Source organism: Metabacillus sp. RB-C-LZQ-3-1 (assembly GCF_058315175.1).
In genome coordinates this window covers 41,028-56,951 of the sequence record NZ_JBZFLI010000024.1, presented here as the reverse complement: position 1 = coordinate 56,951, position 15,924 = coordinate 41,028, and the positions used below count along the sequence as shown (strand labels likewise).

The following is a 15,924-nucleotide window of genomic DNA, read 5'->3' as shown; positions in this document are numbered from 1 at the left end:
ATTGCTTAACACAACTTTTATATCATAACAAACTTCCAAGATGTTTGTCAACAACTTTTTTATTTTGTTTTTAAAAGTTAACTGCATGTTTCGCAGCAACGTATTCAAATATACCATCACCTAATAATTAAATCAAGAACTTTTTTAAAAAAAATTAAAACTCCTGCAATTGCAGGAGTTTTACCTTAACGATGTCTCATTTGAGGGAATAATAACACATCTCTAATGGATGGAGAATTAGTTAACAGCATCACCAAACGGTCAATACCAATGCCTAATCCGCCTGTCGGAGGCATACCATATTCTAGCGCTTCTATAAAGTCCTCATCCATCATATGAGCTTCATCGTTCCCTTGCTCACGTTCTTTAAGTTGAGCTTCAAAACGTTCTTTCTGATCAATTGGATCATTTAACTCAGTGAAGGCATTTGCATGCTCACGTGCAACAATAAATAGCTCAAAACGATCCGTAAAACGAGGATCTTGATCATTTTTCTTGGCCAAAGGAGAGATTTCTACTGGATGTCCATATATGAAGGTTGGTTGAATTAACTTTTCTTCAACTTTTTGTTCAAAAAATTCATTTACAATATGTCCATACTGCATATGTTCGTTTATTTCAACATTATGCTTATCAGCAAGTTCACGCGCTTCTTCAACCGACATCTCTTTCCAGAAGTCTGCACCGGTATGTTCTTTAATAGCATCTACCATATGAAGTCTTGCCCATTGAGGCTCAAGATTCACTTCATAGTCTCCGTATTGAACTGTTGTAGTTCCCAATACTTCTTTCGCCACGTGTGCGATAACATTCTCGGTTAATGTCATAATATCTTGGTAATCTGCATATGCTTCATAAAGTTCGATCATTGTGAATTCAGGGTTGTGACGTGTTGAAACTCCTTCATTTCTAAACACTCGGCCAATTTCATAAACCTTTTCTAACCCACCGACAATTAGACGTTTCAAATGAAGTTCAATCGCAATACGCATATATAACGGCATGTCCAAAGCGTTGTGATGAGTTATAAATGGACGTGCAGATGCTCCACCAGGTATAGAGTGCATTGTAGGTGTTTCAACCTCTAAATATCCTTGATCATCTAAATAGCGTCTCATAGCTTGAATAATTTTACTTCTTGTAATAAATGTTTTTTTGCTTTCAGGACTCATGATTAAATCTACATATCTCTGACGGTAGCGTTGTTCAATGTCTTTTAAACCATGAAATTTATCAGGTAATGGACGTAGAGATTTCGTTAATAATTCAAAGGATTTAACTTTAATAGAAAGCTCTCCGACTTTTGTCTTGAAAATAACACCCGAAACACCAACAATATCACCAAGGTCAGCTGTATTAAAGATTTCATACGCTTCCTCACCAATTTCATCTTTACGAACATAAATTTGAATCTGTCCCGTTAAATCTTGGATATGCGCAAAGCCGGCTTTCCCTTTTCCACGCTTTGTCATAATTCTGCCAGCAATTGTGACAGATACTTCTTTTTCCTCTAGTTCTTCCTTCTCAAACTCATTGTACACAGTAATAATTTCTTCCGTTTGATGTGTTCTTTCAAAACGTTTACCGAATGGATCTAACCCTTTTTCTCTTAAGTTATGTAATTTCTCTCGTCTGACTTTAAGTTGGTCACTTAATTCTTCATGATTCATTTCTTCCTGACTCATCCTGCCAACACTCCTTCTTCACAAATTTAAAAAAGCAGAAAACTGCCAGGTGTACTGGCAGTATAACAACGACTTCAAATCCTTAGAATCAACCTGCTTGGCTAGTGCTTTTTTCTTTTGCCTCAATCTCTAGAACAAACTCATCTAAAAGTGCAACTAGCTCATCTCGTGTGTTCATTAAATTAACTTCATTACGAACCTTTGCATTGCCTCTAATACCTTTTAGGTACCAAGCTGCATGCTTTCTCATTTCACGAACTGCTATATTTTCATTTTTAAGAGCAATCAGGCGATCTAAATGAAGCTTACAAACTTCCATTTTTTCACGCACCCCTGGTTCATCCATTAACTCGCCAGTTTCTAAATATTTTACTGTACGATAAATCATCCATGGATTTCCTAAAGCAGCACGGCCGATCATTACACCGTCTACACCTGTCTCATCAAGCATGCGCTTCGCATCTTGAGGTGTTGTGACATCACCGTTTCCTATGACAGGAATATTAACTGATTCTTTTACTTCTTTAATGATATCCCAATTTGCTGTTCCTTCATACATTTGTACACGAGTACGACCATGCAAAGCAACTGCTTTTCCACCTGCACGTTCAACAGCTTGTGCGTTACGGACAGCAAAAATATGCTCATCATCCCATCCCATACGCATTTTAACTGTAACAGGTTTATCAACCGCTTCAACTACAGCAGATACCATGTCATAAATCTTGTTTGGATCTAAAAGCCACTTCGCTCCGGCATCACATTTAGTAATTTTAGGAACAGGACAACCCATATTTATATCTATAATATCAGCCGTTGTATTTTTATCAACAAATTTGGCCGCTTCAACAAGGGTTTCCTTTTCCCCACCAAAAATTTGCAAGCTTAGTGGTTTTTCACGCTCATCAATATAAAGCATTCCCATTGTTCTAGCGTTATTATATAGAATCGCTTTATCACTAACCATTTCCGCACAAACTAAACCTGCACCAAATTCTTTTACAGTTAAACGAAATGCTGAGTTACAAACTCCTGCCATCGGAGCTAAAACTACTCTGTTTTTTAATTCAATATCACCAATTTTAAACATTCTTTCTTACCTCCTTTCTAGTTATCCGGGCTTAGCTCATCAATTGATACATTAAGAGATTTAGCCACATCCTCTAAAAATTCTTTGCTGGGTTCACGATTGCCTCTTTCTATTTCACCTAATACGGAAACAGACACACCAAGATCTTTCGCAAAACTTTCTTGGGTGAATCCTTTTAACTTTCTAAAAGCGCGAATACGTCTACCCCATTTTTCTGCTTCCATATTCGTACTCCTTCTTTATCGTGTAATTGATCTATGATAGTTAAGATTGATTCATCTACATTTGGAATGCTAACTTCTTGATTTAATTCATATAATGGTATAAGAACAAAAGCTCGTTCATGCATTCTAGGATGAGGAACAATTAATTGTTCTGCTTCAATATTTTCATGATTAAAAAGCAAAATGTCAAGATCTAAAGTTCTTGGTCCCCATTTTATCTCTCGTTTACGATTTAGTTGCCTTTCAATTTCCTGTAAAGTTGAAAGAAGCTGAAATGCTGTTAAATCAGTATTTACGTAAATAACCATGTTTAAAAATTGATCTTGATCTGTGTATCCAACAGGATCTGTTTCATAAATAGAGGATATATTTACCACTTCAATATTAGGTTGTTGATGTATTTTCTTAATTGCTTCTATGAGATATCGCTCACGGTCTCCCATGTTTGATCCAAGAGCTATATAGGCTTGATTTTTCATGATCTTCCCCTTCTAATTTCCACAGCCACTTCTTTATAATGGCCAGGAATAGGAGGATCTGGCTTAACGACCTTTACGGTACAATCATTTATTAATGAAAAATCGGCTAAGATATTAGCAGCAATTTGTTCTGCAACAGTCTCAACAAGCTTATACGGCTTACCTTCAACAATATCCTGACAAACTTTATATAATGATGCATAGTTGACACTATGTTCTAAGGAATCCGATTCTCCAGCCCTCTGCAAATCTAATTCTACCACTAAATCAACTCTAAATCGTTGCCCAAGTTTTGTTTCCTCTTTAAACACACCGTGGTAACCGTAAAATTCCATTCCATTCACGTAAATTTTATCGATCGTGCTCCCCTCCTTTTCCGAGCATTGCATCCATCATTTTGGCCATTCTGGCTATTTCTAACACATCATGAACTCTCACCATGTGGCAACCTTTCTGAATTCCGAGACAAACTGTAGCACCTGTACCTTCCATTCGTTCTGTTGGAGGTAAATCAAGAACATGCCCGATAAACCTTTTACGAGAAGTAGCTAACAATAATGGATAACCGAGTTGAACAAACGCTTCTAAATTTCTCATGACTACTAAATTATCCTCCATTGACTTAGCAAAGCCTATACCAGGGTCTAGAATAATATTCTCATCCTTCACTCCAGCATTTTTAGCTATTGTAACTGATTCCATTAAATCTGCAATCATGTCTGGTATTAATTGATCATAATTTTGGTTGTCTCGATTATGCATGAGGATTATTGGGACATTATAGTCGGCTGCAACCTTCGCCATATTTGGATCTGCCTTAGCTCCCCAAACGTCATTTATGATTGTAGCACCAGCTTCGACTGCTTGCTTTGCTACTTCAGCTTTATACGTATCAATTGAAATAGGCACACTAATTTCACGAGAAAGTCTTTTAATAACCGGAATCACCCGTTTCATTTCCTCTTCAGCTGTAACAGTGGTGAACCCAGGTCTTGTAGACTCTCCTCCAATATCAATGATATCAGCACCTTGTTTAATCATTTCCTTTGCATGAGCTACTGCTTTTTCAATATCAATATAACGGCCGCCATCAGAAAATGAATCAGGAGTAATATTTAAAATCCCCATGATCATCGTCTTATCCTGAATATTAAGTGTATATTTACCACACTTTACTTGTTGATGCTTCACTGTCGTTTGTTTCATCTTCTTCAATCCTTTATAACTCATCTATACTTAATAGTTTCATCCTATTCTTTGCATATAAATCATTTAGCTTTTGAATCATTATTCCATCTTTACCACTAAATTCATACCCATCTATTTCTTTTATAGCTAAGACCTCTTGTGAAGAGTTTGTCATGATCACTTCTTTAGAATTGAACATTTGTTCCTTAACGAAGAATCCTTCTTTTACTGGTATTTGCAGCAACTGTAAACATTTCAAGACAAATTGCCTTGTAATTCCATTAAGAATACCTGTATCTAGTGATGGAGTATATACCCCATTCTCATCACCCCAAAAAACGTTTGATACAATCCCTTCGGCAACAAAGCCTTGTTCAGTTAAAAAAATACCGTCTATATTCGGAGTCTCGATAAGCTCTCTTTTTCCAAGAATATTATTTAAATAATGATGTGACTTAAGACGGTAGTTTCCTTCTGGGGTATTTCTTCTTAATTTTAAGACAGTCGCATTTTTTTCAATCATTTTTGCCGGAGGAGCTTTTCTTAAAAAACAGAGAACCGTTGGATTGTCATAAGCCTGGAGAAGTTGTCCAACTTCTCCATTTCCCGCAGAAATGTTTAAACGAACCGTTACATCCTCAAAATCACAGTGATTAAGTGTGATTAACTCTTGAATCATATCAAAAATTTCTTGACGATTTATTCTATACGATATTCCCAGCTCATCTACGGCAACTTGAAGGCGATCAAGGTGATCATGCAATAGGAATGGAAAGCCTTTATATACTCGGAATGTTTCAAATACACCTAAACCATAAAGAAAGCCATGATCAAATGGAGAAATCGTGGCTTCAGAATCTTTTATAAACTTTGAATTATGATATATATACACTTGTTTAGCTCTTTTCTACAGGTTTATATTGAGTAATAAAGTTTTTTAACAAATCTTTTCCAAACGAAGTCATAATGGATTCTGGATGAAATTGTACACCTTCTATAGGTAAAGTTTTATGTCGAATTGCCATGATTTCATTGTCTTTAGTCCGAGCAGTTACTTCAAGGCAATCAGGTAATGTCTCATTTTTTACAATTAGAGAATGATATCGTGTCGCTGTAAAAGGATTTTCCATTCCTTTAAAAATGGTTTCTCCATTATGGTGCATTTCAGACGTTTTTCCATGCATTAATCGTTCAGCGCGAACAACATCTCCCCCGAAAACCTGTGCAATCGATTGATGGCCTAAACAAACACCAAAAATCGGGATTTTCCCAGCGAAATGTTTGATAGCGTCCATACTAATTCCCGCCTCATTTGGACTACATGGTCCTGGAGAAATCATTAGAAATTGCGGATTTAACTCTTCAATTTCAGAAATTGTGATTTCATCATTTCTCTTTACGACTAGTTCCTCTCCAAGCTCACCTAAGTACTGCACTAAATTAAACGTAAATGAATCATAATTATCAATCATTAAAATCACTAGACTCACCTCAACCTAATATTTTCTCTTCTTTGCTCAACTCAATTGCTTTTACTATAGCCTTCGCTTTCTTTAAGGCCTCTTTATATTCATAATCCGGATTAGAATCAATCACAATACCTGCACCAGATTGAACATACCCATAACCGTCTTTTGCAATCATTGTCCGTATAACGATATTTAATTCCATATTCTCATCAAAACCAATCCAACCAATTGAACCTGTATATATTCCTCTTCTGGTCGGTTCAAGCTCCTCAATGATTTCCATTGTTCGAACTTTAGGTGCTCCTGTTATTGTACCACCAGGGAATGTCGCTTTGATAATATCTGCATAATTTGCATCTTTTTTTAATGTCCCTTGTACATTTGAAACAATATGCATGACATGAGAATATTTTTCAATTACCATAAATTCATTTACATGAACAGAACCATATTCACATACACGACCAAGATCATTTCTCTCTAAGTCAACAAGCATCACGTGCTCGGCTCTTTCCTTCTCATTCTGAATCAGCTCATTAGCTAGTCTCATATCTTCTTGTTCATCCTTACCTCGCGAACGTGTCCCAGCAATTGGGCGAGTGCTCACAAGGTTTTCCTTCTTTTTGACAAGTAATTCAGGTGAGCCACTAACAATCTGAAGATCAGGAAAATGCAAATAAGCCATATAAGGCGAAGGGTTTACTTCACGTAAAGCTTCATAAATCTTTAGCGGATGGCTTTCTAGTAAAAAATGCTGCCTTAAGGATAAATTGACTTGGAATACATCACCTTGTCCAATATAATCCTTTATTGATTCCACAGCTCTTTTAAACGCATCCTCTGTAAAAATAATTGGATCAGAGGTTTTAACCTTGATGCTTTCCATTTTGCTTATAACCTTCTGTTCACACGTCCACTTTTCCTTCATTTGTTTTAATTTTTCATAAGCTTGTTGGGTTTGTTCCTCTTGATAGTAATGTGTAATTAACCATAGCTTTGACGTATCGTGATCATACACTGCGATATCATCAAACAATAAAAAATATAAATCAGGAGTTTCTAAATCATCTACAGCAATTTCAGGTAAGGTTTCAAAATGACGAACACAGTCATAGCTAATAAAGCCAATAGCTCCTCCTTGAAAATCAGGTAGATTTGGGTCTGTACTTGTATAATATTGCTTAAACCACTCTCTAAAAAGATCCAGAGGCTTGCCTTCTAACACAGTCTTCTCGTCACCATTTGAGATAACTAGCTGTTCAGCTTTTCCTCTGACCGTAGCAAATGGTCTAATTCCTGCAATACTGTACCTTCCACCACGTCCACTTTCTAAAAAGGCATGTTGTTCTTCATCTTTAGAAAGATATTGATACTGGCTGAAAAAATCGAGTGTATAGTCAAAATGTACACTTAAAGGTGTCCTTCTTTGCTGCATGATTCAATCGCTCCTTTAAAACTCTTACTTACATTTTACATAATTGTTATCAAGAAATCATAATATTTTATCTTTTTTCTAAAGATTGTTTGTCTTAGGTTGTTTATTTCAAATTTTATTGCTATTTAACAAGTATTGATGCACTCCAGGATGATCACTTCTAGTTATTCCCATATAATGCCGACCTTCTGCTACAATCAACCTAAATCGCTATAAATTAAAATCCTAATAAAAACAGACTTAGAAAAAGATCCTTATCTAATATGAACTTTCCTTAGTATGCGGCAGTCCTTTCGATAATATAAAGTGAATCAAGTATATTAAAAAGAGGCTGACTAAGTAGTCAACCTCTAAGCGAGCATGATATTAATCAAATTGGTATAAAGGTGTGCTTAGGTAACGTTCACCGTTACTTGGAAGTACAGCTAATACTTTTTTGCCTTTACCTAATTCTTTCGCAACTTTCAATGCTGCATAAATTGCCGCACCTGATGAAATACCGCCTAGAATACCTTCTTGGCTAGCTGCTTTTCTAGCTGTTTCGAAAGCTTCTTCATTTTTTACAGTGATTACTTCATCATACACGTTAGTATCTAAAATATCTGGAACAAACCCTGCTCCAATACCTTGGATTTTATGTGGACCTGGTTTCCCACCAGAAAGAACTGGTGAATCCGTTGGTTCAACTGCATAAATTTTAATTGAAGGATAGTTTTCTTTTAAAACTGATCCAGCACCAGTAATTGTACCGCCAGTACCGATACCCGCTACAAAAGCATCAAGTTGATCACCCATTTGTTCAACAATTTCTTTCCCTGTTGTTAAACGGTGTACTTCTGGGTTCGCTTCGTTTTTAAATTGCTGTGGCATAAAGTAGCCATGCTCTTTTGAAAGCTCTTCCGCTTTACGGATCGCGCCTCCCATTCCTTCAGAACCAGGTGTTAAAACAAGTTCTGCACCATATGCACGAAGTAAGTTTCTACGCTCCATACTCATTGTATCAGGCATTACTAAGATAGCTTTAAGACCTTTTGCTGCAGCAACCATCGCTAAACCAATTCCAGTATTACCGCTAGTCGGTTCAATGATTGTATCGCCAGCTTTTAAATCACCCTTCTTTTCAGCAGCTTCAATCATCGCAAGACCGATACGATCTTTTACGCTGCTACCAGGGTTCATAAATTCTAGTTTTAAATAAACATCTGCACTATTATCATCAACAAGTCTGTTTAATTTTACAATAGGTGTTTCACCGATTAATTCATGTATTGAATTTGCAACGCGTGCCATGCTTTTCCTCCCCTATCCCGAGTAAATTTATTGGATTTATAAGTAATATAGCAATTTAATTCGAAATTGTCAAAACCTTTTGTGCTATTTGTACTATTTTTTCCTTATTCCTCACCATAAAACCATGTAACACCCATTTCTTCCCATAAAGGATCAACCGTTACTGAACCTTCCATTTGCTCTAATGCAATCTGTCTTCGGATTTGATCTTTTACATCCTCAAAACTAAATGTTTGTCCCTTCATCTTTTCATGCAAAAAAAGAACAGCATACCCTGTATCAACTTCGACAGGTTCACTCCAATCTCCTTCTTGTAATGTTGAAGCTACTTCAAAATATGGTTGTGGAACATACGTATTGCTCTTTGAAATAAACCCTAAATCTCCTCCTGAATTAGCCGTGAACTCATCAATTGAAGCCTCCAAAGCAAGAGCTTCAAAACTTGAACCACCTTCTAATTCATCGATAATTACCTTCGCTTCTTTTTCGGTTTTTACGACGATATGTGATAAATGATAGGATTCATCAATATCATATAAATCCTTATTGTCCTCGTAAAACTTTCTTATATCTTTCTCAGATACTGAAACATCACGTGTTAATAGTTCCTCTAATAAGATACTATAGCGAATTTGCTTTTCCCAATTATCCTCATTACCAAACTGCTCTTCATCTAACGAATTATACATAGATTTATAAACAGCCAGCTCTCTATTAATAACCTCTTCAGATACCGTAATGTTATGCTTTTTTGCTAACTCTTCCACTACTTGAATATTAATTAACTCTCTTAATGTATCTTTTCCATAACGACTTTCAAGCTCAGCCATCCACTGCTCTCGTGTTATGGTTGTATCACCAATTGTGGCAATCGTTTCACTAGTTGTTTCATGACTAGCCACTGGTATTGCCTCCGTTTTTCCTGACACAAAGTAGCCTATTGTTAAGCAATTAATAATAACTAAGCCAAAAATAATGCTCCACAACACTTTACCGCTCAAGTTCTCAACTCCCAGTACTTCTCCATATCTATTTCTTATTTACTTGCTTCTGCTTTTAATTCTTCTAAGTCTTCTTTCGTTAATAAATACACTTCATTGCAAAAATGACATTGTGCCTCAGCTTGTCCATCCTCATCAATCATAGCCTGAATTTCATCGGGTCCTAAACTAACAATTGCATTTTCAATACGCTCCTTAGAGCATTGACATTTAAACGCAACAGGTTGTTTTTCTAATACTTTAACATTTCCCTCACCAAGTACTTCCTCAAGTATTTCTTCTGGTGTTAATCCTCTTTGTATTAGTTTTGAAATTGGCTCCATTGCTCCTAATCTTTTTTCGATTTCTGTAATTGTTTCTTCATCCGTTCCAGGAAGCAGTTGAATGATAAAGCCGCCTGAAGCTAATATGGTGTTGTCAGGATTCACAAGAACACCCACGCCTACCGATGATGGAATTTGTTCAGAAGTAACAAGATAGTATGTAAAATCCTCTCCTAATTCGCCTGATACAATTGGTACTTGTCCTGAAAAATGGTCTTTTAACCCCAGGTCTTTAACAATCGTTAAGTTCCCTTGGGTCCCTACTGCTCTTGCTACATCTAGCTTACCCTTTTCATTAAGATCAAAATGCGTCTGAGGATTAGTGACATACCCTCTTACTTCTCCCTTCGCATTGCTGTCAACAATAATAACTCCGATTGGGCCGCCACCTTCAACCTTTATTGTAAGCTTCGCATCTCCCTTTAACATCGACCCAAGCATTACTCCAGCAGTCATAGATCTACCTAATGCAGCAGATGCCGTCGGCCAGGTCTGATGTCTTCTTTGTGCTTCGCCTATCGTCTCGGTTGTTCTTGCAGCATAAGCTCTAACCTGATTATTAAAAGCGATAGCTTTAATTAAATAGTCTGTCATAAGTATTTAACTCCCTTTCAAAAAGCAATGTGATTATTTTATCTGATTCTTATTCATTCACATTACGTTTATAAATAAGTTGCAGGCCTCGTAGTGTTAAGAAAGGATCTACAATATCAATACAATCCGATTCTTTAGCAATAAGAGTAGCAAGGCCGCCAGTTGCAATAACTCTTGGTACTTCCTTAGATTGTTCTTTCATACGCTTAACAATACCTTCTACTTGTCCTACATATCCATATAGTATCCCTGATTGCATTGCACTAACAGTGTTTTTCCCAATAATATGATCAGGGCGTGTAATTTCTATCCTTGGCAATTTTGCCGCTCTTGAGTAAAGGGCTTCTGTTGAAATGTTGATGCCAGGGGCAATTGCTCCCCCCATATATTGTTTATGTTCATTGATATAGCAATATGTAGTTGCTGTTCCAAAATCTACAATGATAAGGGGACTGCCATAGTCTTGTATTCCTGCAACTGCATTGACAATTCTGTCAGCTCCAACTTCTCTTGGATTTTCATATTTAATATTGAGTCCTGTTTTTATTCCAGGTCCAACCACTAACGGTTTTATGTCAAAATATTTGCTGCACATTCTTTCAAGTGCAAACATAATAGGAGGGACAACAGAAGAAATAATGATACCCTCAATTTGATGAAATGAGATATTTTCATGCTCAAAAAGATTTTTTATAAGCATACCAAATTCATCTTCGGTCTTATTACGACTCGTCTCAATTCTCCAATGATGTTTTAATGTATCTTGACTATATACCCCTAAAACGGTATTTGTATTTCCTACGTCCAATACTAAAATCAAAAGGATCACCACTTTATCTAGTTCTATTTTTCTTTACCGTACTATTTTATCATAAAGTACCTTTACTTCCATATTCGGAGATTATCAGAAAAGCGCAAGCGCCTTGATCAGCCCCGACAAGCATAAGACGATTTGGAATAGAAGGTGTTCTTTACCTTCAATTCCAAATTGGCTTATGACTCGAGGGGCTAGGCGCTGGAGCTAGATACCAACACTCTGTAAAATGTTATACTTTCTTAACGTACAAATAAAAGACCGGTGACAAATGTCACCGGTCTTTTTAAAGGGAAATTATTTATCAGAAGAAGTGTTATCCTCTTCTTTTTTTGTATTGATATTGACTTTTACATCCTCTGATTTATCTTCCTTGTCCTCATTAACGACTGCTGGACGTTCAGGAAGTTTTCCTGTTTCAACAAGGCTTGAAATTTGAGCTGCATCAAGTGTTTCTACTTCTAACAATGTTTGTGCTACAAGCTCCAGCTTCTCGCGGTTTTCTGTTAGAATTTGACGTGCTCTTTCATACGATTCCTTAATGAAACGTTGAATTTCCATATCAATTTCATGAGCGATTGCATCACTGTAGTTTTGTTCATTATGAAGATCTCTTCCTAAGAACACTTGACCACCTTGCGCTTGACCAAATTGTAATGGTCCAAGCTTTTCGCTCATTCCATATTCTGTAACCATTTTTCTTGCAATATTTGTCGCTCTTTGGAAGTCGTTATGTGCACCTGTACTTACTTCACCAAAGATGATTTCTTCAGCAACTCGACCACCAAGCAAGCCAGTGATCTTATCTAGCAATTCAGGTTTTGTCATGAAGTAACGATCTTCTTTTGGAAGCATAACAGCATATCCGCCGGCTTGCCCACGAGGAACGATTGTTACCTTATGTACCATATCCGCTTCATCTAAGACAACACCAATAATCGTGTGACCTGCTTCATGATAAGCAACAATATTTCGCTCTTTCTTAGAAATAACACGACTCTTCTTGGCAGGTCCGGCGATCACGCGGTCTGTTGCTTCATCAAGGTCCGTATTATCAATTTTCTTCTTATTTTGTCTTGCCGCTACTAGAGCCGCTTCATTTAATAAGTTTTCTAAATCTGCACCAGAGAATCCTGGCGTACGGGCAGCGATTGCTTTTAAATCAACTGATTCATCGAGCGGTTTATTGCGAGCATGCACTTTAAGTACTGCTTCACGTCCATTTACATCTGGACGGTCAACTGTAATTTGACGGTCAAATCGTCCCGGACGAAGTAATGCAGGGTCTAAAATATCTGGTCTATTCGTTGCAGCAATAATGATAATTCCTTCATTCGCTCCAAAACCATCCATTTCAACAAGCAATTGGTTAAGTGTTTGCTCACGTTCATCATGACCGCCACCTAAACCAGCTCCACGTTGACGTCCGACAGCATCAATTTCATCGATAAAAATAATACATGGTGCGTTCTTTTTAGCGTTTTCGAATAAGTCTCGAACACGTGAAGCCCCGACACCGACAAACATTTCAACGAAATCTGATCCACTAATTGAGAAGAAAGGAACGCCAGCTTCACCAGCTACAGCACGGGCAAGTAAAGTCTTACCTGTACCAGGTGGTCCAACTAAAAGAACACCTTTAGGAATTCTAGCACCTAACTCAGCAAATTTGCGAGGGTCTTTTAAGAATTCAACAACTTCAACGAGTTCTTGCTTTTCTTCATCAGCACCCGCTACATCTTTAAATTTAACTTTTTTCTTTTCCTCACTGTAAAGCTTAGCCTTACTTTTCCCGAAGTTCATAACACGGCTGCCACCGCCCTGAGCTTGGTTAAGCAAAAAGAAGAAGAGTATAAAGATAATGACGAATGGTATGATGGATGTGAAAAAAGTTACCCATCCACTTGTTTCTTCTGCTGGGGCAATATCCAACTTCTGAACATTGTTCGCTTCAGCAGCCTTATCAACACGGTCTAGCCCTTGTTCAGTTGGTATATATGTTAAAAAGGTCTCGTCATCTTCATAACCTTTCATTTTACCTCTAACCTCAAATACACCTCGAACCGGCTGTACGGTCATTTCTGTTACATTTCCATTGTTTAAGTCAGAAATGAAATCATTATACGTGATTTGCTCTGTTTTTGGATTAGCACCTGTAAAGAAGCTAACAACTCCAATGATGACTAAAAATATAAGTAAATAAAATATGGTATTACGGAAGATCCGATTCATTCCTTACCTCCTCCCACAGTAAACACAACTATTTTAAATAGTATCATAGAAAATCATGGTAATACAACAAATTAGAAAAACTGATTATTTCTGATAAATCTCAGGCTTTAACACGCCGATATACGGAAGGTTTCGGTATTTTTCAATATAATCCAATCCATAACCAACAACAAATGCATCCGGAACTTCAAAACCTACATAATCTGCATTTATATCGGCTTTTCTACCTGTAGGCTTATCAAGCAAAGTAACAATCTTAATTGATTTTGCTTTACGATAACGGAAAAGTTTAACCAAATAACTTAATGTTAAACCACTATCAATGATATCCTCAATAATCAGGATATCTCTTCCTTCTACAGAAGTATCTAAGTCCTTAATAATCTTTACTTCACCAGAAGAAACTGTGGATGTACCATAACTTGAAACATCCATAAAATCCATTTCCAAGTATGTATCAATGTTCTTTAAAAGATCACCCATAAAAGGCATTGCACCTTTTAAAACACCAATTGCAAGCGGAAAACGGTCTTTATATTCTTCTGTTAAGACTTTTCCTAATTCTTTTACCTTTTCTTGAATCTGTTCTGATGTAACTAAAATTTCTTGAATATCTTGTCTCATTAATGTGTGCCCCCTAGAAGATTAGCTTCTAAATTCTAATACAATACATCTATCCCCATCTATACTCCTTGTCTCAAAGCTTGATTTTTTAAGACCTGGAATCCAAAGGATGTTCCCTTTCCCATCTTCTACGATTGGCCAGGAATTTCGGCTATGTAATGGAATTTTTTCATCAATAAATATATCTTTGACTTTTTTCCTGCCGTTCATGCCTTTCAATTTAATTTTGTCTCCCTGTCTTCTCGTTCGAACAATTAGAGGTTCAGTTAAATCTTTTTCACTCAGTAGAAAAATGTCGTTTCCCTTGTCCTTTATAGGAACCTGAGTTAACTTACAAGAAATACTATACCCATTTGGGAGTGTGACCACAGAAGGAATTTCAAGGACATGAAAGTATTCTCTATCTTCATCATGTTCAAAAGTAAACAAACATGTCTGATAGGATTTAATCACTTTAAGACCGTCTGGGTAATCAAGCGAACCTGAAGGGTGATCCTGTGAGAGCAATGAAAGTAAACTCTCGATATGTATTGAAGAAAGGGAAGATGGAATATTTACATATAGATAGTTTAATATTAGTTTAATCCCTCTTCTTTGTAAAGGCAAAGGTAGGCTTAGAAACGTGTTGATATCCATTTCAACAATCGAATTTTCCTTCCTTTTGATTACTGTATTCATGTTTTTTTCGGTTAATGCATGTAAATACGTTTCATCCTCTAATAAGGTTTCACTAAAATATTGAAATTTTTCATGAGCTAGTGGATTTTCTTGTTTTACAAAAGGAAGCACATATTTTCTAAACCGATTCCTTGTGTAATCTGTTTTTTCGTTGCTGGGATCAAATCTCGGCCTTAATTGATTTTCATTGCAATAATGAAGGATTTGCTCCTTTGAGAAATCTAGTAACGGTCTAATAATATACCCATTATGAAATGGTCTCTCCCGCTTCATTCCAGCTAACGCTTCACCTGTATTACCTCTTACAAGTCTCATAAGGATTGTTTCGATTTGATCATCACCATGGTGACCTAAAGCCAAATAGGTTGCCTGATGCTTATCAAGAATTTCTTTAAAAAACTGATACCTGCATTCTCTTGCAGCAACTTGTGAGCTCAATTTATTTTTTATTGCATAAGCTTTTACATCAATTTGCCGGGCTTCACACGTGATCCCCAGCTCTTCACAAAATGTTATGACAAACTCCATTTCAGCTCGGGACTGTTCCCCTCTAAACATATGATCTACATGGGCAGCCACAACATTCAGATCCAATTTCTCCATATGTTTGTAAAGCATATGGAGCAGAGCTAAAGAATCGGGCCCACCTGATACACCTACAACAATCGATGATCCTTTTTTAATAAGTTGTTGTCGCTGAATCAGGTTATCTAAATTTTCCACCTTTTTCCCCTCTTTATACGGTATTCCTCAAAGTTTTCATATATTTATCCTACCATTATTTTAAATAAAATAACA

Annotated in this window: 16 protein-coding genes; all 16 read right to left on the bottom strand. The window is 36.7% G+C overall.

Going from position 1 to position 15,924, the window contains the following annotated elements:
• Positions 1-185: 185 nt before the first annotated feature.
• Positions 186-1,685 (bottom strand): lysine--tRNA ligase, encoded by a 1,500-nt coding sequence (gene lysS / locus AC4GZ8_RS23600; protein WP_491084326.1) that lies wholly within the window; start codon positions 1,683-1,685, stop codon positions 186-188.
• 88 nt (positions 1,686-1,773) lie between these two features.
• A complete protein-coding gene (gene dusB / locus AC4GZ8_RS23595; RefSeq protein ID WP_491084325.1) occupies positions 1,774-2,775 on the bottom strand; it encodes a tRNA dihydrouridine synthase DusB in 1,002 nt (333 codons plus the stop codon).
• A gap of 17 nt (positions 2,776-2,792) precedes the next feature.
• Positions 2,793-2,999, bottom strand: a complete 207-nt coding sequence (locus AC4GZ8_RS23590; protein WP_491084324.1) for a helix-turn-helix domain-containing protein — start codon at positions 2,997-2,999, stop codon at positions 2,793-2,795.
• Positions 2,951-3,478, bottom strand: a complete 528-nt coding sequence (folK, locus tag AC4GZ8_RS23585) for a 2-amino-4-hydroxy-6-hydroxymethyldihydropteridine diphosphokinase (protein WP_491084323.1) — start codon at positions 3,476-3,478, stop codon at positions 2,951-2,953. The genes AC4GZ8_RS23590 and folK overlap by 49 nt, the downstream gene beginning before the upstream one ends.
• Positions 3,475-3,837 (bottom strand): dihydroneopterin aldolase, encoded by a 363-nt coding sequence (gene folB / locus AC4GZ8_RS23580; RefSeq protein ID WP_491084330.1) that lies wholly within the window; start codon positions 3,835-3,837, stop codon positions 3,475-3,477. Before folB ends, folK begins: the two co-directional genes overlap by 4 nt.
• On the bottom strand, positions 3,830-4,684 hold the full coding sequence (gene folP, locus AC4GZ8_RS23575; RefSeq protein WP_491084322.1) for a dihydropteroate synthase: 855 nt from the start codon (positions 4,682-4,684) through the stop codon (positions 3,830-3,832). The genes folB and folP overlap by 8 nt, the downstream gene beginning before the upstream one ends.
• Before the next feature lie 13 nt (positions 4,685-4,697).
• Complete coding sequence (gene pabC, locus AC4GZ8_RS23570; RefSeq protein WP_491084321.1) at positions 4,698-5,558, bottom strand: aminodeoxychorismate lyase; 861 nt, start codon at positions 5,556-5,558, stop codon at positions 4,698-4,700.
• A gap of 4 nt (positions 5,559-5,562) precedes the next feature.
• Positions 5,563-6,147: an aminodeoxychorismate/anthranilate synthase component II gene (pabA, locus tag AC4GZ8_RS23565; protein WP_491084320.1), complete on the bottom strand. Its 585-nt coding sequence runs from the start codon at positions 6,145-6,147 to the stop codon at positions 5,563-5,565.
• Between the two features lie 10 nt (positions 6,148-6,157).
• Positions 6,158-7,570: an anthranilate synthase component I family protein gene (locus tag AC4GZ8_RS23560; RefSeq protein ID WP_491084319.1), complete on the bottom strand. Its 1,413-nt coding sequence runs from the start codon at positions 7,568-7,570 to the stop codon at positions 6,158-6,160.
• 366 nt (positions 7,571-7,936) lie between these two features.
• Positions 7,937-8,860, bottom strand: coding sequence for a cysteine synthase A (gene cysK, locus AC4GZ8_RS23555; protein ID WP_491084318.1), 924 nt, complete (start codon positions 8,858-8,860; stop codon positions 7,937-7,939).
• 104 nt (positions 8,861-8,964) lie between these two features.
• Positions 8,965-9,861, bottom strand: a complete 897-nt coding sequence (locus AC4GZ8_RS23550) for a peptidyl-prolyl cis-trans isomerase (protein WP_491084317.1) — start codon at positions 9,859-9,861, stop codon at positions 8,965-8,967.
• Positions 9,862-9,896: 35 nt separating this feature from the next.
• The gene (hslO, locus tag AC4GZ8_RS23545) at positions 9,897-10,778 is read right to left on the bottom strand and encodes an Hsp33 family molecular chaperone HslO (RefSeq protein WP_491084316.1); all 882 of its coding nucleotides are present in this window, start codon (positions 10,776-10,778) and stop codon (positions 9,897-9,899) included.
• Positions 10,779-10,827: 49 nt separating this feature from the next.
• Complete coding sequence (locus AC4GZ8_RS23540; RefSeq protein ID WP_491084315.1) at positions 10,828-11,598, bottom strand: type III pantothenate kinase; 771 nt, start codon at positions 11,596-11,598, stop codon at positions 10,828-10,830.
• Positions 11,599-11,889: 291 nt separating this feature from the next.
• Positions 11,890-13,824 carry an ATP-dependent zinc metalloprotease FtsH gene (ftsH, locus tag AC4GZ8_RS23535; protein WP_491084314.1) on the bottom strand — a complete coding sequence of 645 codons (1,935 nt, stop codon included), beginning with the start codon at positions 13,822-13,824 and terminating at the stop codon, positions 11,890-11,892.
• An 84-nt stretch (positions 13,825-13,908) separates the two neighbouring features.
• A complete protein-coding gene (gene hpt / locus AC4GZ8_RS23530) occupies positions 13,909-14,448 on the bottom strand; it encodes a hypoxanthine phosphoribosyltransferase (RefSeq protein ID WP_491084313.1) in 540 nt (179 codons plus the stop codon).
• Positions 14,449-14,469: 21 nt separating this feature from the next.
• Complete coding sequence (gene tilS, locus AC4GZ8_RS23525) at positions 14,470-15,849, bottom strand: tRNA lysidine(34) synthetase TilS (protein ID WP_491084312.1); 1,380 nt, start codon at positions 15,847-15,849, stop codon at positions 14,470-14,472.
• Between the last annotated feature and the right edge of the window lie 75 nt (positions 15,850-15,924).

Excerpts from the sequence above, each read along its gene's own strand:
- lysS (WP_491084326.1), bottom strand. The coding sequence starts at position 1,685 with ATGAGTCAGGAAGAAATGAATCATGAAGAATTAAGTGACCAACTTAAA.
- dusB (WP_491084325.1), bottom strand. The coding sequence starts at position 2,775 with ATGTTTAAAATTGGTGATATTGAATTAAAAAACAGAGTAGTTTTAGCT.
- AC4GZ8_RS23590 (WP_491084324.1), bottom strand. The coding sequence starts at position 2,999 with ATGGAAGCAGAAAAATGGGGTAGACGTATTCGCGCTTTTAGAAAGTTA.
- folK (WP_491084323.1), bottom strand. The coding sequence starts at position 3,478 with ATGAAAAATCAAGCCTATATAGCTCTTGGATCAAACATGGGAGACCGT.
- folP (WP_491084322.1), bottom strand. The coding sequence starts at position 4,684 with ATGAAACAAACGACAGTGAAGCATCAACAAGTAAAGTGTGGTAAATAT.
- AC4GZ8_RS23560 (WP_491084319.1), bottom strand. The coding sequence starts at position 7,570 with ATGCAGCAAAGAAGGACACCTTTAAGTGTACATTTTGACTATACACTC.
- cysK (WP_491084318.1), bottom strand. The coding sequence starts at position 8,860 with ATGGCACGCGTTGCAAATTCAATACATGAATTAATCGGTGAAACACCT.
- hslO (WP_491084316.1), bottom strand. The coding sequence starts at position 10,778 with ATGACAGACTATTTAATTAAAGCTATCGCTTTTAATAATCAGGTTAGA.
- ftsH (WP_491084314.1), bottom strand. The coding sequence starts at position 13,824 with ATGAATCGGATCTTCCGTAATACCATATTTTATTTACTTATATTTTTA.
- hpt (WP_491084313.1), bottom strand. The coding sequence starts at position 14,448 with ATGAGACAAGATATTCAAGAAATTTTAGTTACATCAGAACAGATTCAA.